The organism is Niabella terrae, assembly GCF_054783135.1.
Genome location: NZ_BAAGRD010000008.1, coordinates 372,137 through 392,880, shown reverse-complemented (window position 1 = coordinate 392,880; position 20,744 = coordinate 372,137). Strand labels below are relative to the sequence as shown.

Here is a 20,744-nt window from a genome sequence, read left to right as displayed (position 1 = left end):
TTTAAAGAAGTTAATATGGAACAGGAATATCTGGTAGCCACAGTGCTGATCAGTCGCCCGGCTGCAACGGTCTGGGATCACTGGACCCGGCCCGAAGCGATTCAGCGCTGGAATATTCCATTCGAAAACTGGCATTGCCCCTATGTGGAAAATAATATGGAAGAAGGCGGGCGTTTCTTTTTTCGTATGGAATTTCTGAACGGCAGTGACGGCTTTGACCATAAAGGACGTTATACCCGGATCATCCCGGGTGAGTATATCGAATACGTACAGGATAATGGCAAGCATACGATAATTGAGTTTCAGCAGATTGATGGGAATACCATCCTGCGGGAACAATTTGAACCGGAGGCCAATACGCCACTGGAAATGCAGCAGTCCTTTTGCCAGTCGGTGCTGGAACGGTTTAAAAATTATGTGGAATCAACCGTTCCCCTGCCTGTTAATATGTAATAGCTTTGTTATGGGGAAACGTTTACATATATGCCCCCAGGGGCACCGGTACTACAAAAGCAGCGATTGTGAGGTTTGCCCCCGCTGTGCATCTGAAAAAAACAAGTCCTTCTTTGTCGCCGTACCGGCACCTGCACGAAGGGCGCTCGAATCAGCCGGCATTCGGGAACCAGCAGCCTTAGCACAGTTCAGCGAAGCCGAACTGCTGTCCCTGCACGGATTGGGGAAGCACAGTCTTCCGATTCTGAAAAAAGCACTCGAACAGGTAGGCTTGCAGTTAAAAAAGTAAAAAGCGCTGCGTAATCCGTGCCGCATTTGCTGCCCGGGCATCCCAGGGACTCAACGGTAAGAATTAAAGGGTCATGGAACTGAAAAAAAAGGAACAATTGCCGGTAAACGGCATCCACCTACATTATCAGATTTACGGCGAAGGGCCTGATCTCGTCTGCCTGCACGGCGGCGGCAGCGATGCCTTTTTCGATTTTGAACAAATGACCAGCAGGCTGTTGGATCGATTCCGAATGATTCTGGTGGACCTGCAGAACCACGGGTACTCGGAACACCGTGATATCCCACAGACTTTTGAACAAGACGGTATTGACACGATAAGTTTGCTGGACGCTCTGGGGATAGGGAAAGCATCTTTTTTTGGTTTCAGTAATGGCGCCACTACGGTTCTCGGGATCACCTGCCGCTATCCACATCGCGTAGAAAAATCTATCGCCGCATCACCGGTCGTCAGCGCGGCTGCCCTGCCGGCGGGTTTCCATCAAATGATGCAAACGGCCCGTTTATCCGATATGCCGGTCCACCTGCGCACCCGCTTCCTTAGCATTCAGCCTGATGAAGCGTTGCTGCAACATATGTTCGAGCAAGACCGCCAGCGCATGTTGGCATTCCCGGATATGGAACCCGGAGGTCTCCAGGGCATTACCAGACCGGTGCTGATCATTGGCGGGGACCAGGATGTTGTCGCAGCCAGTCATTTTGGTCTCCTGAAGGACTGGATACCACTTTCGCGGTTACTGGTCTTACCTTCAGGACACGGACATTATATGATGGCCGATGAATCGGGCAATCTGGACACCGTCCTGATCGATTTTACAGCAGATCAGATTGCGCGCTTCCTGCGGATGGGAGCATAACTTACTAAAAGGAACAATTAATAATCATGAATAAAATTAACACTTACCTCAATTTTGACGGCCATGCAGAAGCGGCATTTCGTTTTTACCAGTCCATATTTGGTGGAGAATTTCCGGGCGGCATCCGGCGAATGAAAGATATGCCCGGCGGAGAAAAGCTGGGACCGGAGGAACAGGATCGGGTGATCCATATCGCCCTTCCTATCGGCAATGATTTACTGATGGGCGCTGACATTCTACCTTCCATGGGACACCAATTGACCCAGGGCAATCACAGTTATATTTCAGTTTTTCCGGACAGCCAGCAGGAAGCCGACCGGCTATTTAATGGCCTGTCTGAAGGCGGCAGTATTGAACTGCCCATAAAGGAACAGTTCTGGGGCGATTATTTCGGAAGTTTCACTGATCGCTTCGGCGTTAGATGGATGATTAATTTCGTTAAATCGAGGGTATCTTAAAATAGCATAATTATGGAAGAAAAACTTATCGCCCGGGCCAGTATAGGCATCCAGAAGCCGGCAGCAATCATATTCGAAGCAGTAGTAAATCCGGCAGAAATGCGGCAGTATTTTATCGCCTCGGGATCCGCGCGCATGGAGACGGGCGGCGAGGTTCAATGGACTTTTCCCGAATTCGAAGACCGGTTTCCGGTGCAGGTGCTGGAATTAACAGCGCCGACACAGATCAGGTTCCGCTGGGATCCGCAGTCCGAAGTCAGCATTATACTGGAATCCCTTGCAGCAGCAGATACCGTCGTCCGGGTCACAGAAACCGGATACCGCAGCGACGCAGCCGGCATACAATGGGCCATCAGGCAAACCGAGGGCTGGGCCAATTTTCTGGCCTGCATGAAAGCCTACCTGGAATATGGTATCGGATTGCGCAAGGGCGCTTTTACCTTTATGCAGGGATCAAAAGGCTGAACGGATTCGATGGGTCAGTCGAATATAGCAGGTAGTTTTTGCCCCTTAACTTTGAAGCGTTAAAACTGCGCAGGTTCCGGATTTTTTATTCCGGTGACTGGTCGCAATTTTGCTGGTAAAACAAGGGGTATGGAAGCACAAAATGAGATGAATTACCGACGCATCGCCGAGGCGATAGGCTATATCAGTGAAAACTTCAGGCAACAACCCAGCCTGGATGAACTGGCAGCCCGGCTGCACCTGAGTCCGGCTCATTTTCAAAGGCTGTTCACCGAATGGGCCGGCACCAGTCCGAAAAAATTCCTGCAATACATCAGTCTATCCTATGCCAAGTCGCTTTTGAACAGGCAGCAGGCCAGCCTTTTTGATACGGCCTTTGAGACCGGGCTTTCCAGCACCAGCCGGTTGCATGAACTCTTTATTCAAATTGAAGGCATGACACCGGCAGAATATAAGCATGGCGGTAAGAACCTGCAGATCCGCTACAGCTACAAGTCCAGTCCCTTCGGTCCCATCCTTATTGCATCCACAGCAAAAGGAATATGTTATCTGGCTTTTGAAGCGGAAGGGAAGGCCGGGTTTTCGCAGCTCCGGCAGCGATTTCCACAAGCGGATTTTCAGCAACAAACCGATGCGTTACAGGAACGCGCATTACAGATTTTCAGGAAAGAACCGGAATCCCTGGATCAAATCAAATTGCATCTGAAAGGTTCTCCTTTTCAATTGAAAGTCTGGGAGAGTCTCCTGCAGATACCCCTGGGTCAGGTAGCCACTTATGGCAGGATCGCTTCGGACATGGGCCAGCCCGGCGCTTCCAGGGCCGTGGGAACAGCGATCGGCAGTAACCCGGTGGGTTATCTGATTCCCTGTCACCGGGTGATCCAGGCGACAGGACATATCGGGGGCTATCGGTGGGGGCCCACCCGCAAGTCAGCCATCCTTGGATGGGAAGCGGCCCATTCTATTGGAACATCCCCACTTAGGTCGGCGGTCGGGTCCTGAATATCCTCTTTTTAATTTTTTATAACGCCTGCAATATACTATGCCTCTTTTTGAAGATACAAGCCTGATTGACCCCCGGAAGAACCTCCTGCCTTACGACGGTATCGTCCATTATTTTGGCCCGCTCATGGATCAGCAGCAGGCCGACCATTATCTGCAAGAATTACTGGAGACCATTGCCTGGAAAAATGACGAAGCCATGATGTTTGGTAAAAAAATCATCACCCGGCGTAAAGTCGCCTGGTACGGTCAACAGGCTTTTTCCTATACCTATTCCAAGGTCACCAAATACGCACTTCCCTTTACGCCATTGCTGGAAAGCCTGAAGGCGCTGGTCGAAAAATCCAGTGGCGCCGCTTATAATTCCTGTCTGCTCAACCTCTACCATGATGGTACAGAAGCCATGGCCTGGCATAGCGACGGTGAAAAAGACCTCCAGAAAGATGGCGCCATCGGATCCCTGAGCTTTGGGGCAGAACGCCGGTTCGGTTTTAAACACAAACAAAGCGGCGAAAAGCGTATGTTGCAACTTGAACATGGCAGCCTGCTGGTCATGAAAGGGACCACGCAAACACATTGGTTGCATCGGCTGCCACCCGTCAAGGGCATTAATGCTCCGAGAGTCAACCTGACATTCCGTACCATAATTAGTTCCTGAAAATAGGAACCACAACCCACCAAAAATGCCAGCCTTAGCAGACCCGGAGGAAGGCACTGATTTTTCTGCTGGCACTTTAAAGTAAATAAGGTGGCCAGTGCGACTGCCTAAGCAGCTTTTTAGTATTTTAGATGCAGCAGTCTTATGGAGTATTATACCATTGTCCTGATTATCCTGGCCGTTATGATCGGTTCTTCCGGTCTGGCAGAACGTTTAAAACTGCCGGCACCGGTGTTTTTGATCCTGGTGGGTATTGCCATGGGGTTTTTGCCACAGTTACCGCAGATGGAACTCGATCCCGAAATTGTCATGTTGCTCTTCCTGCCACCGCTGCTGTATGATGCCGCTTTCAATATTTCCTTTAAGGATTTTAAAACCAATATCAATACCATCAGCACCCTGGCCGTAGGGCTGGTTTTTATTACCACGGTCGGCATTGCTGTGATCGGACATTATCTGATCCCTGGCTTCAGTTGGCCGCAATCCTTTGTACTGGGCGCCATACTTTCGGCAACCGATGCCGTAGCCGCTATCGGTATAACCAAGGGGCTGAAACTGTCGCATAAGACCCTGGCTATATTGGAAGGAGAAAGCCTGGTAAATGACGCTTCCGCCTTGATTGCCTACCGGTTCGCTATTGCTGCGGTTACCGGGATAGCCTTTGTATGGTGGAAGGCTTCGCTGAACTTTTTAATGGTACTCGGCGGCGGGCTGCTCACAGGGATGGTGATGGTATGGCTGCTGGGACTGTTATTACGACTCTTCCGGAAAAATGATATGGTGGTAATCGGCTTCACCTTACTGATGCCTTTTATAACCTACCTGGTTGCGGAACATTTTGAAGTTTCCGGCGTGATCGCCGTTGTTATATTGGGTCTGGGCATGTCACGTTTGAGCCGACAGCATTTTCCGGAGAAGCTAAAAACCCAGTCCCGTAATTTCTGGTCGGTAAATATTTTTCTACTCAACGGACTCATCTTCGTTTTGATTGGACAACAATTTCCATACCTGCTCAAAAAAATTGATAGCGCCTATCTCTGGCAATATATTGGCTATGCCGGTGTTATCACCGTTGTTGTTTTTCTGATCCGGCTTATTCGGGTCTACTGGCAACAGTTCAGTTTACAGAAAGCGGTACGCCATAACAAACGGGTCAGTAAGGAAGCTTTATTTGATTCCAAAACCAGCCTTGTGATTGCCTGGTCCGGGATGCGGGGAATAGTTTCACTGGCCATTGCACTGGGTATTCCCAACCGGCTGGACAATGGAATGATTTTTCCAATGCGTAACGAAATCATATTCATCTCCATCTGCGTGGTCCTGTTTTCCCTGCTTGGTCAGGGTTTGACCCTGCCCTGGCTGGTCAGGTACCTGCACCGAAATGAACCGGCGGAGGAAAGAAAAGCGTCTTCATCCGAGCTGGGTTAACCGAACAAGGCAAGCGCCATTTATACCCGGTCTTCTCCTTATTTTTCGTAGGTTTACCCGGTAATATTCCGGCAATCAGACCGGCCGGGCCAGACACCACATTCAATGATCATCAAAGAATACAAACCATCGCCGTCCTTACAACCTTTCATTGCATCATACAAGATAATTGAAAGCGCAGGTGATTTGACGAATAGGGTGGTCCCGGACACATCCATGGCAATGGTCATTCGCCTAAAAGGGCAAATCGCTTACGGTAATGACGCAGCACCTACTATTTTGCCGGCAACCCTTTTCACCGGCCTGCAGCCATCAGTTCGACTGATACAGTATGCCGCGCAATCAGCAGCCTTGATTGTACTATTCACAGAAACGGGGATTCCAGCCTTCTTCAAACAACCCGTCTATGAATTATTTGGCTCGAGTGTCCCTCTGGACGCCCTCTTACCAGCTTCGGAAATTGCACGCCTGGAAGCACAGGTCGTTGCATCAATTGGCAATACAGGCAGGATCCAGGCCATCGAACAGTTCCTGTATTCCAGACTCCTTGATCATCAATCGGATGCACTTATCAGCGACGCCGTCAACAGCATCCACTTACACAAGGGAAGGCTTAAGATTAAAGGATTGGCTGATCGTTTGTATATCAGTCAGGATGCCTTTGAAAAAAGGTTCAGAAATACAATAGGCGCCTCTCCCAAGCAGTTTTGTTTTACGGTTAAAATGAGAAACATTATTCGCCAAAACAAACCCGCCACCCGCCTGCTGGACCTGGCGCTGGAACATGGGTTTTATGACCAGGCCCATTTCAATAAGGATTTCAAGCGCTTCACAGGATTAACGCCCACCGATTTTTTCAAATCCACTTCCTACTGGTAAATCAATGATTTTTTACAATGATCGAGGTAAAAATAAACTGAGATTTGCGCTAAATTATCCACCATGAAATCCGGTTTACTGGCAGTATTTACAACCCTTTTTCTAAGCGCCGTTACACTGGCCCAAACAGGCAGTGAGGTATTGCCACCTATTAAAATCAAAAAAATGAAACAATTCAGTTTACTGGTCCGCGTCCCCGATACCTATCGTCCGGAACAGGCAAAAGCAGTAACCCCGCTATGGGACAAGTTGTTGGCGAGCTGGAAAGCATCAGGCGTCTATGTTATCAGTTTTGCTTTCCCGGGAGCGGGTTACACCGTCACTGGAAATAAGAAAACAGTAAAGAAAGAGACGGTGTTTTCCGGTCATTTAAGGGTAGTGAGTAATATTGTGCTTCAGACGCCCACGATGGAGCAGGCGCTGGAACTTTCCAAAGCCTGTCCTGTCCTTCCTTATGGAGGCTCCGTGGAAGTACGGGAGATCCCCAGCCCGATTCAATTGCCCAGCGCCCACTAAATTTTCAGGAGGTTAGGTCATCCCAGGATTACAGAAAGCCATCGATAAGCGAAATCCACAGACGGCAATTGTTGCCATAAGTACCTGGAATGGCCAGCGTCAATTGCGGTGCATTACACCCTTCCGCCATTCGACTTATCTTTGCAACATGGAATTATTTGCGGAATCGCTTACCGGTTATAAACGACTGTTAACCAAAGAAGTGAAGATTGGTGATCTGTTACTGGGCAATGGTCATCCCATACGGGTACAGACCATGACCACCACCGATACCATGGATACAGCGGCCACTGTCGCACAAACCATCCGCTGTATCGAAGCCGGAGCGGAATTGGTTCGTATTACTGCTCCTTCCAGGAAAGATGCTGAAAATCTGCTGGAAATCAAGACCGCCCTGCATAAAAAAGGCTTTAAAACGCCGCTGGTTGCCGATATCCATTTTACACCGAATGCCGCCGAGATTGCAGCCCGGATCGTAGAAAAAGTAAGGGTGAATCCGGGCAATTATGTCGATAAAAAGAAATTTGAACAACTGGAGTATACCGACCAGGAATATGCTGAGGAGATTGATCGGATCCGCGAGCGGTTCACCCCCCTGGTACATATTTGTAAAGAATACGGAACAGCCATGCGTATCGGTACCAACCATGGTAGCCTGAGTGACCGCATCATGAGCCGTTACGGTGATACCCCGATCGGTATGGTAGAGAGCGCGATGGAGTTTCTGCGTATTTGCCGGCATGAAAATTACCATCAGATCCTGTTGAGCATGAAAGCCAGCAACCCCCAGGTAATGGTTCAGGCCTACCGGCTGCTGATCAAGCAGATGGATGAGGAGTTTGGCGAAATCTACCCACTGCACCTTGGCGTTACCGAAGCCGGTGACGGAGAAGAAGGCCGTATCAAATCTGCCGTTGGCATCGGTACGCTGATGGAAGATGGTATCGGTGACACCATCCGGGTTTCCCTGACAGAAGACCCTGAACTGGAAATACCGGTTTGCCGCGATATCGTAAAACGCTACGAGTCTCCTGCATTGGAACCGATCGATACCCACAAAGAATTGGGCAACTTTTACCGGCCATTTCAGTACAGCCGTCGTGTTACGGATTCGGTGGGCAATATGGGTGGCGGCCAGGTACCGGTGGTTGTCGCCGATCTGAGCCGGATGGAAAAAATCACACCGGCGCAATTGCAGCATATCGGCTATACCTATAATGCCACTGATGATAAATGGCATATCGCTGATGCCGCCGCAGATTATATCTTCTGGAACGGCGGCGATCTGGGCTTCGCCCTTCCTGGGACCCTGAAAGTAATTACGCCCTATGAACAATGGCAGTCGGTGCCGGACAGGACGAAATACTTTCCCCTGTATGATGCGGCAGACTATGCCAGCCTGACCGATCCCGAAAGCGCCATCAATTTTGTCCTGGTGAACAGTCCGAACGACGACACCTTGCTGGAATCTATAGCCGCCCGGCCGGGAACGGTCCTCTGTGTCAGCAGCGACAAGAAAAACGCCATGCAACAACTTCGGGCTTTTGCAGTAAAACTGCAACAGCAAAATAGGACTACCCCCTTGGTATGGAAAAGCAGCTCGGACTGGCAGACAGCCGACGAGCACCTGATCCATTTCGCCACGGAAACCGGCGGACTTTTTCTGGATGGATTTGGCGACGGCATCTGGCTGAACATGAACGAACAGGCGCATCTCAGCGCCCACCGGATGAACGCTTCAGGGAGAAATTACCTGAACAATCAATCCACCGAGCAGTTTATCAATAATACGGCTTTCAGCATCCTGCAGGCTACCCGGATGCGGATCTCAAAAACAGAATATATTTCCTGCCCATCCTGTGGCCGGACGCTTTTTGATCTCCAGGAAACTACCACCAGAATCCGTTCGGTGACCCATCACCTCAAAGGTGTGAAGATTGCCATTATGGGCTGTATTGTCAATGGTCCCGGTGAAATGGCGGACGCCGATTTTGGCTACGTGGGCAGCGGTCCGGGTAAAATCACCCTCTATAAGGGCAAGGAAGTCGTCAAACGCAATGTCAATAGTGAAGTGGCGGTAGAAGAATTGATCAACCTGTTGAAAGAAAGCGAAGTCTGGACGGAACCTGTTTGAGAACATAAAAGCGGTCCTATTCATTTTTAACTATCAATATTTGAAACCCCGGTACTGGATTTATCTCTTCCTGATTGTTGTGGTGGGCTATTTTACCGCTATGTTGCTGGAGCTACGTGTCCTGCTGCTGGTAAGCAAGCCATTGATCCTGCTCAGCCTGCTCGGCTATTTTCTGAGTTCCACCAAGAAGTATACCGGCTCCCTCAGCGTCCTGATGGCACTGGCGTTACTTTTTTCAGCGGTGGGCGACAGCCTCCTGCTATTTGATCAGACGGATCCCCGTTTTTTTATACTGGGGCTGCTGGCATTTTTAACAGCCCATATCTTTTATATCATTAGTTTTCACCGGATCATTAAAAAAGAAGCGCTGACCGTCAGATGGCCGGCGGCCGTATTGGTAGCCATTTACTATGGCTGGCTGATCGCAATCCTGTTACCCCATTTAGGCCCTTTAAAACTTCCGGTGGTGGTCTATGGCATCATCATTTCATTTATGCTTTTTCTGGCGATGCAACTGTATTTGTTGCGTGATCACCGTATCGGTCAGTTTCTGCTGACCGGTGCTGTTCTATTTGTGGCTTCGGATTCGATACTGGCCTATACCAGGTTCTGCCGCCCTATAGTCCTGGGCGGCTGGCTGGTGATGAGCAGCTATATACTGGCCCAATGGCTCCTGGTAAAGGGCTGCTGTCTTTACCTTATAAATGCTGTCCCCCCGGCGACTAATCCTGATGAATGATCCATCCATGATATTTCCGCCTGTAACACAAACTTTTGATATCGGTGAAAGCACCCATCGGCTCTGGGTACCTGATCCGGATGCCATTGCGCATCATTACCGGGACAACAAACAGGCGGCCTACTGGGCCCGGGTCTGGCCGGCGGCCATCGGACTCAGCCGGTTCCTGAAAGACCATCCCGATTATATAACAGGCAGGAATGTGCTGGAACTGGGCGCCGGCATGGGGCTGCCGGGGATCAGTATCGCAGACCAGGTCCGCGAAATCAGAATTACTGATATTGAACCGCTGGCCATTCCGTACATCCGTCTTTCAGCAGCAGGCAAGGCCCATGTACACGCGCAGACTATGGACTGGAGGCAGGCCAGGGAAACAGCGCTGCCGGAGACTTTGCTATTCAGCGATGTCAACTATGACCCTGCCGTATTTGACGAGCTGGAGTCGCTATTACGCCATTATATCGAACGGGGAATCCAGGTCCTGCTCAGTACACCACAGCGGCTCGTTGCCCGTGATTTTGTCAATCGCCTGAGCACCTTTTACGCTCCTACCGTCACTTACCCGATTGATCATTGTGACCAGCAGACCCAGGTCAGCGTATTTGCATTTGGTGAACGGCCAATATAAGGGGGAGATTTAACGCCGGCAGAAAGATCATGAGAAATTTACTGTAAGTTTGATGCCGGAGAAAGGTATGCCGGCACCCTGCAACAGGCGGGGCCGCCGTTCGCCGTTAAAATCAATATCGACAGATGCAAAGGGTAGATTTTTTAGTAATTGGCACAGGGATCGCCGGATTGACTTATGCGTATAAAATGGCATCACGGTTTCCGGAAAAACAAATACTGGTACTGACCAAGGCCGCTGCGGATGAGACCAATACCAAATATGCCCAGGGAGGCGTGGCGGTGGTCAATGACCCGGAACATGATAGTTTCGAAAAGCATATAGAAGATACCCTGATAGCCGGAGACGGTCTTTGTAATCCGCAGACCGTAGAGATCGTTGTAAAAGAAGGCCCAGACCGGATCAATGAAATGGTGGCCCTGGGGACGAACTTTGACAAGGAAGCCGACGGAGATTTCAAACGCGGCAAGGAAGGCGGCCATAGTGAGTTCCGGATCCTGCACCATAAGGATGTAACGGGGATGGAAATGGAAAGGGCCCTGCTGGAAGCCGTACATAAATGTCCCAATATCCGGATCAGCAAACATTATTTTGTCATCGACATCATTACACAGCACCATTTGGGTTACCTGGTCACCAAGGCCACGCCGGATATTGTTTGTTATGGCGTCTATGTGCTTAACCTGGAGACCAACCAGATAGAAACCATCGCCGCCAAAACCACTTATCTGGCCACCGGTGGTAATGGACAGGTCTACCGGGTGACTACCAATCCCTATATTGCTACCGGGGATGGCATCGGCATGGTCTTCCGGGCCAAGGGCAGAATCGAGAATATGGAATTTATACAATTCCATCCTACGGCCCTGTATGAACCGGGCCTGGTAGGACAGGCCTTCTTAATAACTGAAGCGGTGCGGGGCGATGGCGGTATCCTGCGTAATAAGGAGGGCGTGGCTTTTATGGAAAACTATGATTCCAGAAAAGACCTTGCACCCCGGGATATCGTTGCCCGTGCCATTGACAGTGAGATGAAAAGAACCGGTACCGAGTTCGTTTATCTCGACTGCCGTCATTTTGCTATTGATAAATTCACGGAGCATTTCCCCAATATTTACGAAAAATGTAAAAGCATTGGTATTGATATTGCCAAAGACATGATACCGGTATCACCGGCGGCACATTACAGTTGCGGAGGCATTAAGGTGGATGAATGGGGTCAGACTTCAATTCGAAACCTCTATGCTGTTGGCGAATGCAGCAGTACCGGCCTGCACGGTGCCAACCGGCTGGCTTCCAATTCCCTGCTGGAAGCGATGGTATTTGCCCACCGTTGTTATGAACATATTTCCGGAAGAATTACCGCAATCGAAGCGGAACAGGTGCCTGAACTGCCGGAATGGAATGCAAAGGGCACGTCCAATCCCAAGGAAATGATCCTGATCACCCAGAGCCTCAAAGAACTACGGCTGCTGATGAGTGATTATGTAGGCATTGTACGCAATAATATCCGTTTGAAGCGGGCTTCGAGACGCCTGGATCTGCTCTTTGAAGAAACAGAAGAGCTTTACAGAACCAGTAGTGTGTCGCCCTATCTGCTGGAACTCCGGAATCTGATAACTGTGGGTTATCTGATTGTAAAAGGTGCCATGTTCCGAAAGGAAAGCCGGGGACTGAACTACAATACCGACTATCCCGACCAAAGTCCCCTGGTACAGAACATTGTGCTGTAAAACCCTGTTGTACGGTGTATATCCGGAAGTTCCAGTTGGTTCCGGCTCCGAATATCCAGAAAAATGTATTACGTCATTTATTATACCCTGTATCTTTTCTCGCTGTTGCCGTTGCGGGTACTCTATTTTATATCCGACAGCCTTTACGGGATGCTCTATCATGTATTCCAATACCGTCGCAAAGTCGTAATGGGCAACCTTAAAATCGCCTTCCCGGAAAAAACCGATGCCGAACTGATCACTATAGAAAAAGGGTTCTATCACAATTTTATTGATTCTATGATCGAAACGGTCAAGCTGCTCAGCGCAACGGATGATTTTTTCGAAAAACATTTCACCGGCAATTTCGAGCTGTTGGAACATTACTATCGCCAGGGCCGGTCGGTACAGCTGCACCTGGGTCATAATTTTAACTGGGAATGGGGCACCATGATGGTCGCTCATCAAAGTTCCTATCAGTTTTTGGGTGTTTATATGCCGCTCAGTAATAAGGCCATCGAAAAATTATTCAGGAAAATCCGGAGCCGCAGCGGCACCCGCCTGATTAATGCTACGCGCATGAGCAGGGAATTCTTGCCTTATCGTCGCAGTCTGTATTGTCTGGGACTGATTGCCGACCAGAGCCCCGGCCTGATGCACAAGGCCCACTGGTTTGACTTTTTCAACAGAAAAACAGCTTTCACCATCGGGCCTGCCAAAAGCGCAATCGCCAATGATGCCGTTATTATTTTTGTCTATCTGAATAAAATAAAAAGGGGGTATTATCAGGCACATTTCTCAGTGAACACAGAGACGCCCCGCGCTTTTAAAGAAGATGAACTGACCGATCAGTTTGTCCAATTCCTGGAGAATAATATCCGCCAGTATCCGCAAATGTGGCTTTGGAGTCATCGAAGGTGGAAACACAGCTGGCAAAACGGCGATCCTTATTTTGAGTCACCGGCAGTAATTGACCGGCAATCATAGCAGCAACGGTATTGTTAGCTGCTATGAAAAATTCTTTGGTTAACGCAACGGCCCTGATATCTATTCTCTTTTTAGCAGTGAGCAGGTGGTTGCTGGTAGGTGTTTTTCAACTTACAAAGATAGACAAGCGTCGGATTATTATAGTTAACAAAAGCTAACTATTTCAACAGCTTTGTTCACCCGTGTTAATTCCCTCTACTTTTGAATCCTTTTTCGGATACGACTCAGGCTGCCTGGTTCGATACCGAGCATCGAAGCAATATACTTTAAAGGCACTCTTGCCAGGAGTTCGGGATCCCGATGTTCCAGTTCTATATACCTTAGTTCCGGCGACTTCCGGGCGGCGTCTGTTGTGCGTTGCACCAGATCGGTGAACAGGGTTTCTGCCATACGTCGCCCAAACCTTTCAAAGACTTTAAACTTGTCATAGGCTTTCTGGACCTTTTCATAGGAAACCTGCAACAGGTCAGTATCTTCCAGCGCTTCCAAAAAATAGGCAGATGGCGTTCGATCCAGGAACGAAACATAGTTACCGACCCACTCATTCTCTTTAAAGAATCGGTGGGTATATTCCTTACCATCGGACTCATGGGCGTAGCGAATCAGGCCTTTGCTGATATAACATACATGCTGGCATACTTCCCCGTACCGGACCAGCTTATCAAATTTTTTCAGTGATCGGTATTCCATCAGACTGATGAAATATGCCGTTTCCTCTTCGGTAAGAGGCACCAATCTCCTCATGTTTTGTATCAGGGGACTAAACATAGTTAGTGTTGTCGTTTTGAATCCTAAAACAGCAGTCCCGGTTGAGCAACTGGGTAACAACATATTTCATAGTACTAGCCAGGTTCAACATCGGGTTAAATGTTAATTAAAATTAAAAATTTATTGCAAATGCCGCTAATAAATTTCATTATTTTTAAAAGTTCCTGATCGGACCCGCCCCTGAGGAAGGGAACGGAATTCCGGATTTTTTTGCATAATCCATTTTATATGCTACCTTCGCATTTGCAGGTCTCATACGGCCAGCTCCTGTTGAATCTCCCCAGGGCCGGAAGGCAGCAAGGATAAACGGTTGTAGCGGCGCGATATGAGTAGCCTGCTTTTTTTTGTGCCAATATTTGAGAAAAATCCATTGAATGCTGCTATGCTTTTATAAATCCATGCCGCAAAACACAAAAGTGTTTTAGCTTTTGGAACCTAAGGGAGGAACCGTTTTTTGCAGTATATTTACAACATCAGTATAAGATGTAAAAACCTCGTAAGGGACTTGCGAGTAGACGTGGAACCATAGTAAGACTTATAGCTTTTCGGAGCAGTAAGTAAATTGCGGTGAAGCACGAAGCCCATGGGTCTTTAGCCAATGGGTAGTTCATAAACATTGAGGATATGAGCGTCAGTGAGCTGCAGCAAGATGTTGATAACGCCCTTCCGGAGATCCGGATTTTTTATCCGCCAAATTTTCGATCAGTAAGGTGAACTACAACAGCCATAGGCGACCCACTTCGCAACAACGTCCTATTTTTTATCATTAAATAATCAAACGATCATGAAATTTTTTATCGATACCGCCAACCTGGATCAGATCAAGGAAGCCAATGATATGGGCATCCTGGATGGTGTGACTACCAATCCTTCCTTAATGGCCAAAGAAGGCATTAAAGGAGCGGAGGCAGTCACCAATCATTATAAAACAATTTGTGAGATCGTCGACGGCGACATCAGTGCCGAAGTGGTCAGCACGGATTTCAAAAGCATTGTTGAGGAAGGTAAGAAGCTGGCGGCCATCCATCCGAATATTGTGGTGAAAGTGCCCATGATCAAAGACGGCGTAAAAGCCATCAAATGGTTTACCGAGAATGGCATAAGAACCAACTGTACACTGGTCTTCAGTGCCGGCCAGGCCATCCTGGCGGCCAAGGCAGGTGCCAAATACGTATCTCCCTTCATCGGCCGTATCGATGATTCCGGATGGGATGGCGTGCAACTCGTAGAACAAATTGTACAGATTTATTCTATACAGGGATTTAAAACGGAAGTATTGGCGGCCTCTATCCGCAGCTCCCTGCATATTATCAAATGTGCGGAAGCGGGCGCTGATGTGTGCACCTGTCCGCTGGAGCCCATTTTGGGTCTGTTGAAACATCCGCTCACCGATATCGGATTGGCCAAATTCCTGGAAGACGCAAAAAAATTCCAATAGATTATCAAGTTGTCCCCGGGACCGCTGGCATTCACCCGGCAGTCCCGGGGCTATAAATTCCGCAGACTATCAATACGGCCGCCTACATAGCGCATCGCATCGCTTTTAATCAAACCCGTTCTTTTTCCAGGTTCATCATCCGGCTTTCAATTCTGGCTACGGCTATCAGCGTGGCGGCCATGATTGTTACACTAGCTTTCGCCAATGGGTTCCAACAGAAAGTCAGTGAAAAAGTATTCAGCTTCTGGGGGCATATCCGGCTGCAGGAATTCACACCTTTTCAATCCGTTATCGCCGAAGAAACGCCGATTCGAGCGGACACAGCGGCCGTTCAGGGCATCGAAAACCTGCCCGGCGTTAAAAGCATTCATCCTTTTGCTACCCGCTATGCCATCCTAAAGACCAGTGAAGACCTGCAGGGGGTACTGGTCAAGGGATTGGACAGCAATTATGACTTTCACCACCTCAGCGATTTTATCGTAAAAGGCCGGCCCCTGTCCTTCAATGACAGCAGTTACAGCCGCGAATTAATGATTTCCCAGAAAACAGCCAATGCCCTGCGCCTGGATACGGGTAGCCGGGTGCTGATTTATTTTATCCGTCCGGATCACAGCATCCGTCCTGACAGGCTGACCATTACGGGCATTTACAAAACAGGCATCGGTGAATACGATAATACTTTTGCTATTGGCGACATAAAGCTGATCCGGCGGCTTAATGACTGGCGGCAGGATGAAGTAGGTGGTTACGAGATTTTTTTGAATGATTATCACCGCATCGATACCGTTGTCAGTCAAATAACTGCCTTACCGGTACTGCCTGAAGACTGGAATGCCCGGAACATCCGGGATATCACCCCCAATATCTTTGACTGGCTCAATATGCAGGATGTGACCCGCAATGTACTGATCGGTATTATGATTGTGGTCGCTGCCATCAACCTGATTACCTGTCTGATCATTCTGGTACTGGAAAGAATGCGGATGGTGGGGGTCCTGAAAGCCCTGGGCGCTTCAGACTGGATGGTTCAGAAAATATTCCTGCGACACAGCCTGATCATTACCCTTACCGGTATCCTTGCAGGTGCCGCCCTGGGCCTGGGTTTGCTGTGGTTGCAGGTAAAAACCGGCTTTATCCGACTGGATGAAGACGCCTATTATCTCAGCCAGGCGGCTGTAAAGATTTCGATTCCTGAAGTATTACTGATCTGCGGTCTGACCTTTTTGATCTGCCTGCTGGTACTTATGATTCCCTCCTATATTGTAAAGAAGTTACAGCCGGTCAAAGCCATTCATTTCAGGTAGCCGCGCCTGTAAGGCGGTACAGGACTATGGCGGTGGCCACCGCCGCATTCAGCGACTCCGCCTGTCCGAACTTTTCGATGGTAATCCGTTCGCTTAACAGCGGCAGCAGGTTGTCACGAATACCTTTGGATTCGTTGCCAATGACCAGAATCCCTTCGCGAACCGGCTTAAAACCGCCAAGGGGCCGGCCCTGCAAGGCTGCGCCGTATACGGGCAGTTCCTGTGCAGCAATCCAGGTACGCAGCTCCGTATAATAAACCGATATCCTGAAAATACTGCCCATGGAAGCCTGCACCACTTTTGACGCCCAGGCATCTGCTGTATCAGGGCTACAAACAATCTGGCGCAATCCGAACCAATCGGCCATTCTTATGATGGTACCCAGATTGCCGGGATCCTGCACCCCGTCCAATACCAGGGTCAAACTACCTTCGACTGGCAAAATCTCCTGTTGGGGTAAGTTCAGGACAGCCAGTACCTGATGGGGTGTTTTGAGCTGTGAGATCCGTTCCAGTTCACTTTCGGAAACTTCTGTAATTGTTAAATTACGTGCAGCCAAGGGTTGCGAACTGATCCAGTCGCGGGTGGCATATATTTTTTCAATAGGCAGATTTTCAGCTTCCAGTGCCTCAGCGACTAATTTCGGACCCTCGATCACAAAGCATCCGGCTTGCATCCTGAATTTTTTTTGGGATAAACTTTGAATATATTTGGCCTCTGATTTGTTCAGCATCTTGTATTATTAATATTTTTTCCTTGCGCAGGTACCTATATTCATACAAAAATATACCAGTTCTTCTTTTACCGGTCCTCTTGGCCCTTAGTTTTTCCTCCTGCGCACTGTTTACCGTCGTAAAAAACGAACCTGCGGCTGGGCCTTATATTTTTCAGACCGATGTCAGTATTGAAGATAAATCGCTTTCCAAAGAAACCCGTAGCAAACTGGAAGCCGGCCTTACCGATCAGATAGACGACAGCGTATCTGCAAGAAAACTGGATAAGGTTTTCTGGGAAGTTCTGAAGAATCCCCAGTCAATGGATACCAGCATGATCAGCCGCTCCATGGAGTTTATGCATTATTACCTGAATGGTGAAGGATATTTTAAGGACTCGATTCATTTTACGACAGATTTTAAAGGCGAACAGCAGCGCCGTGCCTATATCACCTATCATGTCTGGCCCGGGCCGGTGACCCGTATTGACTCCTTATCCTATAGTTTTGAAAAAGAAGCACTGCAAGCACTCGCTGACAGCAACCGCGGGGATGCCATTATCAAAAAAGGAGACCCATTTGCCCAGGGACCTATTTCCGGTGAACTGGACCGACTGGTAGAAATGTACCGCAATAATGGTTACCTGTTATTCTCCCGCAATAACCTGTACGGACTTTGGGATACGCTTGATTTCAACTTTTTACAGCCGGTCCTGGATCCTATGGAACAGGCCCGCCAGCTCAATGCCCTGCGCAATCGTCAGCTTAACCCGACGGCCGATCTCGATATACGACTGAGAGATGCAACGGATACCACTACGCTTAAAAAGTATTATGTAGGCCATGTCACGCTTTATCCCGATGCCCGGCAATCCGGCAGCACCCGCAACGCTACTGAGACGACAATTGACAACCTGACGATCCTACAACGGTCCAATAAATACCGGCCCAAAATATTCCCGCACTATGTGTACCTGAAAAGGGGGGACCTGTACAAGCAGGGCCGGTACCTGCGTACCATGAACCGGTTCAACAATCTGGGCACCTGGCGCCTGGTGGATATTGCGCAGTTGCCCCGGGAAAATCAGGATACTGTAGATTTTGAGATCCGGCTCACCCCGGCTCCTAAATACAATTTCACGACCAACCTCGAAGGCAGTTTCAGTCAGAGCGTTATCAGCGGGAACTTTATTGGCCTGGGGATTAATTTTGGATTGCAAAACCGAAATTTTCTGCGAAGCGCCAACCAGTTTAGTTCCAATCTCCGTTATGGTGTAGAACTAGGCGGACTGCGTTCGGAACAGCTGATTCAGACCCAGCAGGTCAGTCTGAGTAATTCGGTCATTTTTCCCCGCTATGTATTTCCGGGCATGAAAAATTTCAAAGAAAACTTCAGAGGCAATGCCCAGTCGGTGCTCAGCTTTAATGTGGCAAATACGGAAAGGCGGTTCCTGTTTAACCTGACCAGTTTCAATACTTCCTGGGGCTACGAATTTACCTGGCGTACCGACCCGGAAAAATATCAATTGAACCACAAGACCTACAATCTGGGCATCAAACTGCCCAATATCGAATACTCCCTGCTGAAAAGAAGGGACAGCCTGAACCGCTTAATTGACCAGAATCCATCCATCCGCAATCTTTTTTCGGATGGACTGATCTCTTCGATGATTGCCAATTTTTCGATGCCCTGGAACAGCGCTAATAACAGAACCCTCAATGTCCTGAGACTGAACCTGGAAGAATCCGGATTGCTGACCGGTATGATCCGGAATGATTTTATCGACGATCAACTCTATCGCTTTATCAAGCTGGATGCGGAATTTGCCAAATTGTTCAAACTTTCGGAGAAATCAGCCCTGGTCCTGCGGGCATTCGGCGGTATTGGCTATGAACTTGAAAGTACCGCCAACCCGGAAAAACGTAGCCAGCTGCCCTTCTTCAAACAGTATTACAGTGGCGGGCCCAATAGTATGCGGGCCTGGCAGTTGCGCAGATTGGGGCCGGGTTCAACAGTGAAAAACTTTTTGGGCGCCGGTGGTTATCCTGACCGTTTCGGAGACGTCCAGCTGGAGGGCAATATTGAATACCGGCTCCCGCTGTTCTCTGTCGCCGGTGTGCCGGTCAATGGCGCTTTATTTACCGATGTCGGCAATATCTGGTTTCTGAAAGCCCATGCCGGTGCCGACTCGGAAACCTTTAACCTATCCCGGTTGGGGACCGATCTGGCGATTGGCTCTGGTGCCGGCATTCGGGTAGACTTCAACTTTTTCGTCATCCGGCTGGACTACGCTTATAAAGTAAAAGACCCCAGTCCTGACCTAAAGGATGCGGCTTATCAAAACAAATTTTTCGCGTATCCCTTCTTTAAAGGCAGCCAGTTACAAGTGGGTATTGGCTATCCGTTTATCTTCTAAATGGTTTAGAATCAGCAACCGGTCCGGTTGTTAGTTCTTTTCGAACAACCAGGGCATCTTGCGACGACGTTTTTTGATTTCGTAATTGGATGTAATGTATTTGCGGACATGATTCATGGCTTCATCCACGTCATCGGTCAGCAGGACCAGCTTGGTGTCTTCGGCAGCAATCGTTCCTTTTTCTGCCATATCATCCAGTGCCACCATCAGGTCCTCGTAAAAACTTTTTCCGAAAATAACTATGGGAAACTGCGTAACGGTATTGGTCTGCACCAATGTGAGAATTTCAAAAAATTCATCCATGGTACCAAAACCGCCCGGCATAATTATAAAAGCATAGCTGTATTTAATTAACAGTGTTTTTCTGATAAAAAAATGCTCAAATGTAACTGCCTTGGTCAGGTAGCGGTTATAATGTTGCTCAAAGGGCAGTTTAATATTACAACCTACGGATTTCCCACCCGCCTCAAAAGCGCCACGATTGGCTGCTTCCATGATACCCGGACCACCGCCTGTCATGGTGGTCAGCCCCATTTGGGCAATCCTTTGCCCGAACTCTATGGCTTTCAGATAGTAGGGATTGTCTTCTTTAAAACGGGCCGATCCGAACACCGTGATACAGGGACCCACAAAATGCAGGGACCGCAATCCCTTGAAAAATTCCAGGACCACTTTGAACAAAAAAATAAGCTCATAGCCCCGGCTCTTGGGACCTTCCAGGTATACGGCTTCCTTGGCGGGTATAATTGGCGCCGCAATTTTTTTTGCTTTTTTTACTTTATCCATCTTACTTATTCGTGTGTGATAGTTAACAGCAGAAATGCCGGTACATTACAATTTTTCAATATACAAGTTTGCAAGCGAATTTAAATTTAAATGTCCATAAAAAATCAACTGCTTA

The 20,744-nt window shown here is 48.6% G+C and carries 21 protein-coding genes and 1 other RNA gene; 19 read left to right on the top strand and 3 right to left on the bottom strand.

The genetic code is table 11. From position 1 onward, the window contains the following. The first annotated feature begins 15 nt into the window (after window positions 1-15). The 15 genes from ACYVI9_RS09890 to ACYVI9_RS09820 all read left to right on the top strand — a co-directional run bounded on the left by ACYVI9_RS09890 (window position 16) and on the right by ACYVI9_RS09820 (window position 13,204). Window positions 16-453 (top strand): SRPBCC domain-containing protein, encoded by a 438-nt coding sequence (locus ACYVI9_RS09890; RefSeq protein WP_460764034.1) that lies wholly within the window; start codon window positions 16-18, stop codon window positions 451-453. Between the two features lie 10 nt (window positions 454-463). Beyond that, window positions 464-742, top strand: a complete 279-nt coding sequence (locus ACYVI9_RS09885; RefSeq protein WP_460764031.1) for a helix-hairpin-helix domain-containing protein — start codon at window positions 464-466, stop codon at window positions 740-742. 73 nt (window positions 743-815) lie between these two features. Continuing rightward, complete coding sequence (locus tag ACYVI9_RS09880) at window positions 816-1,598, top strand: alpha/beta fold hydrolase (RefSeq protein WP_460764028.1); 783 nt, start codon at window positions 816-818, stop codon at window positions 1,596-1,598. Window positions 1,599-1,624: 26 nt separating this feature from the next. Then, window positions 1,625-2,056: a VOC family protein gene (locus ACYVI9_RS09875; RefSeq protein WP_460764025.1), complete on the top strand. Its 432-nt coding sequence runs from the start codon at window positions 1,625-1,627 to the stop codon at window positions 2,054-2,056. Between the two features lie 12 nt (window positions 2,057-2,068). Further along, on the top strand, window positions 2,069-2,521 hold the full coding sequence (locus tag ACYVI9_RS09870; protein ID WP_460764022.1) for an SRPBCC domain-containing protein: 453 nt from the start codon (window positions 2,069-2,071) through the stop codon (window positions 2,519-2,521). Window positions 2,522-2,650: 129 nt separating this feature from the next. Further along, window positions 2,651-3,523 (top strand): methylated-DNA--[protein]-cysteine S-methyltransferase, encoded by an 873-nt coding sequence (locus ACYVI9_RS09865; RefSeq protein ID WP_460764019.1) that lies wholly within the window; start codon window positions 2,651-2,653, stop codon window positions 3,521-3,523. 40 nt (window positions 3,524-3,563) lie between these two features. Next, window positions 3,564-4,181 (top strand): alpha-ketoglutarate-dependent dioxygenase AlkB family protein, encoded by a 618-nt coding sequence (locus ACYVI9_RS09860; protein WP_460764017.1) that lies wholly within the window; start codon window positions 3,564-3,566, stop codon window positions 4,179-4,181. A gap of 144 nt (window positions 4,182-4,325) precedes the next feature. Continuing rightward, window positions 4,326-5,609 carry a Na+/H+ antiporter gene (locus ACYVI9_RS09855; RefSeq protein ID WP_460764014.1) on the top strand — a complete coding sequence of 428 codons (1,284 nt, stop codon included), beginning with the start codon at window positions 4,326-4,328 and terminating at the stop codon, window positions 5,607-5,609. A gap of 105 nt (window positions 5,610-5,714) precedes the next feature. After that, entirely contained in the window at window positions 5,715-6,488 is a 774-nt protein-coding gene (locus ACYVI9_RS09850) for a helix-turn-helix domain-containing protein (RefSeq protein WP_460764011.1), read from the top strand. 63 nt (window positions 6,489-6,551) lie between these two features. Beyond that, window positions 6,552-7,004, top strand: a complete 453-nt coding sequence (locus ACYVI9_RS09845) for a YciI family protein (RefSeq protein WP_460764008.1) — start codon at window positions 6,552-6,554, stop codon at window positions 7,002-7,004. Window positions 7,005-7,152: 148 nt separating this feature from the next. Next, window positions 7,153-9,138: a (E)-4-hydroxy-3-methylbut-2-enyl-diphosphate synthase gene (gene ispG / locus ACYVI9_RS09840; protein ID WP_460764005.1), complete on the top strand. Its 1,986-nt coding sequence runs from the start codon at window positions 7,153-7,155 to the stop codon at window positions 9,136-9,138. 40 nt (window positions 9,139-9,178) lie between these two features. Further along, window positions 9,179-9,877, top strand: coding sequence for a lysoplasmalogenase (locus tag ACYVI9_RS09835; protein WP_460764003.1), 699 nt, complete (start codon window positions 9,179-9,181; stop codon window positions 9,875-9,877). Window positions 9,878-9,884: 7 nt separating this feature from the next. Continuing rightward, a complete protein-coding gene (locus tag ACYVI9_RS09830) occupies window positions 9,885-10,505 on the top strand; it encodes a class I SAM-dependent methyltransferase (protein ID WP_460764000.1) in 621 nt (206 codons plus the stop codon). Window positions 10,506-10,630: 125 nt separating this feature from the next. Next, window positions 10,631-12,238, top strand: a complete 1,608-nt coding sequence (gene nadB, locus ACYVI9_RS09825) for an L-aspartate oxidase (protein ID WP_460763998.1) — start codon at window positions 10,631-10,633, stop codon at window positions 12,236-12,238. Window positions 12,239-12,301: 63 nt separating this feature from the next. After that, a complete protein-coding gene (locus ACYVI9_RS09820) occupies window positions 12,302-13,204 on the top strand; it encodes a lysophospholipid acyltransferase family protein (RefSeq protein WP_460763996.1) in 903 nt (300 codons plus the stop codon). Between the two features lie 195 nt (window positions 13,205-13,399). Here ACYVI9_RS09820 and ACYVI9_RS09815 read toward each other — a convergent pair whose 3' ends face one another. Beyond that, window positions 13,400-13,948, bottom strand: a complete 549-nt coding sequence (locus ACYVI9_RS09815) for a Crp/Fnr family transcriptional regulator (protein WP_460763993.1) — start codon at window positions 13,946-13,948, stop codon at window positions 13,400-13,402. Between the two features lie 267 nt (window positions 13,949-14,215). On the opposite strand from ACYVI9_RS09815, the gene ffs reads away from it, so the two are divergent. The 3 genes from ffs to ACYVI9_RS09800 all read left to right on the top strand — a co-directional run bounded on the left by ffs (window position 14,216) and on the right by ACYVI9_RS09800 (window position 16,714). Further along, an RNA gene (gene ffs, locus ACYVI9_RS09810) (signal recognition particle sRNA small type) lies at window positions 14,216-14,315 on the top strand. Between the two features lie 441 nt (window positions 14,316-14,756). Further along, on the top strand, window positions 14,757-15,410 hold the full coding sequence (gene fsa, locus ACYVI9_RS09805) for a fructose-6-phosphate aldolase (RefSeq protein ID WP_460763991.1): 654 nt from the start codon (window positions 14,757-14,759) through the stop codon (window positions 15,408-15,410). A 56-nt stretch (window positions 15,411-15,466) separates the two neighbouring features. After that, window positions 15,467-16,714 (top strand): ABC transporter permease, encoded by a 1,248-nt coding sequence (locus ACYVI9_RS09800; RefSeq protein ID WP_460764923.1) that lies wholly within the window; start codon window positions 15,467-15,469, stop codon window positions 16,712-16,714. Here ACYVI9_RS09800 and ACYVI9_RS09795 read toward each other — a convergent pair. After that, the gene (locus tag ACYVI9_RS09795; RefSeq protein WP_460763988.1) at window positions 16,707-17,447 is read right to left on the bottom strand and encodes a TrmH family RNA methyltransferase; all 741 of its coding nucleotides are present in this window, start codon (window positions 17,445-17,447) and stop codon (window positions 16,707-16,709) included. The genes ACYVI9_RS09800 and ACYVI9_RS09795 overlap by 8 nt on opposite strands. Before the next feature lie 80 nt (window positions 17,448-17,527). Between ACYVI9_RS09795 and tamL the strand changes: the two genes are divergently transcribed. Continuing rightward, entirely contained in the window at window positions 17,528-19,843 is a 2,316-nt protein-coding gene (gene tamL, locus ACYVI9_RS09790) for a translocation and assembly module lipoprotein TamL (RefSeq protein ID WP_460763986.1), read from the top strand. Between the two features lie 30 nt (window positions 19,844-19,873). Here the strand turns inward: tamL and ACYVI9_RS09785 are convergent, their stop codons facing one another. Next, a complete protein-coding gene (locus ACYVI9_RS09785; protein ID WP_460763983.1) occupies window positions 19,874-20,629 on the bottom strand; it encodes an LOG family protein in 756 nt (251 codons plus the stop codon). Window positions 20,630-20,744: the final 115 nt, after the last annotated feature.

What these genes read in the sequence shown, in the direction of transcription:
- ACYVI9_RS09880 (WP_460764028.1), top strand. Translation starts at nt 816, where the DNA reads ATGGAACTGAAAAAAAAGGAACAATTGCCGGTAAACGGCATCCACCTA.
- ACYVI9_RS09795 (WP_460763988.1), bottom strand. Translation starts at nt 17,447, where the DNA reads ATGCTGAACAAATCAGAGGCCAAATATATTCAAAGTTTATCCCAAAAA.
- ACYVI9_RS09845 (WP_460764008.1), top strand. Translation starts at nt 6,552, where the DNA reads ATGAAATCCGGTTTACTGGCAGTATTTACAACCCTTTTTCTAAGCGCC.
- ACYVI9_RS09785 (WP_460763983.1), bottom strand. Translation starts at nt 20,629, where the DNA reads ATGGATAAAGTAAAAAAAGCAAAAAAAATTGCGGCGCCAATTATACCC.
- ACYVI9_RS09885 (WP_460764031.1), top strand. Translation starts at nt 464, where the DNA reads ATGGGGAAACGTTTACATATATGCCCCCAGGGGCACCGGTACTACAAA.
- ACYVI9_RS09875 (WP_460764025.1), top strand. Translation starts at nt 1,625, where the DNA reads ATGAATAAAATTAACACTTACCTCAATTTTGACGGCCATGCAGAAGCG.
- fsa (WP_460763991.1), top strand. Translation starts at nt 14,757, where the DNA reads ATGAAATTTTTTATCGATACCGCCAACCTGGATCAGATCAAGGAAGCC.
- nadB (WP_460763998.1), top strand. Translation starts at nt 10,631, where the DNA reads ATGCAAAGGGTAGATTTTTTAGTAATTGGCACAGGGATCGCCGGATTG.
- ACYVI9_RS09815 (WP_460763993.1), bottom strand. Translation starts at nt 13,948, where the DNA reads ATGAGGAGATTGGTGCCTCTTACCGAAGAGGAAACGGCATATTTCATC.
- ACYVI9_RS09890 (WP_460764034.1), top strand. Translation starts at nt 16, where the DNA reads ATGGAACAGGAATATCTGGTAGCCACAGTGCTGATCAGTCGCCCGGCT.
- ACYVI9_RS09855 (WP_460764014.1), top strand. Translation starts at nt 4,326, where the DNA reads ATGGAGTATTATACCATTGTCCTGATTATCCTGGCCGTTATGATCGGT.
- ACYVI9_RS09850 (WP_460764011.1), top strand. Translation starts at nt 5,715, where the DNA reads ATGATCATCAAAGAATACAAACCATCGCCGTCCTTACAACCTTTCATT.
- ACYVI9_RS09830 (WP_460764000.1), top strand. Translation starts at nt 9,885, where the DNA reads ATGATATTTCCGCCTGTAACACAAACTTTTGATATCGGTGAAAGCACC.
- ispG (WP_460764005.1), top strand. Translation starts at nt 7,153, where the DNA reads ATGGAATTATTTGCGGAATCGCTTACCGGTTATAAACGACTGTTAACC.
- ACYVI9_RS09860 (WP_460764017.1), top strand. Translation starts at nt 3,564, where the DNA reads ATGCCTCTTTTTGAAGATACAAGCCTGATTGACCCCCGGAAGAACCTC.
- ACYVI9_RS09870 (WP_460764022.1), top strand. Translation starts at nt 2,069, where the DNA reads ATGGAAGAAAAACTTATCGCCCGGGCCAGTATAGGCATCCAGAAGCCG.
- ACYVI9_RS09865 (WP_460764019.1), top strand. Translation starts at nt 2,651, where the DNA reads ATGGAAGCACAAAATGAGATGAATTACCGACGCATCGCCGAGGCGATA.
- ACYVI9_RS09820 (WP_460763996.1), top strand. Translation starts at nt 12,302, where the DNA reads ATGTATTACGTCATTTATTATACCCTGTATCTTTTCTCGCTGTTGCCG.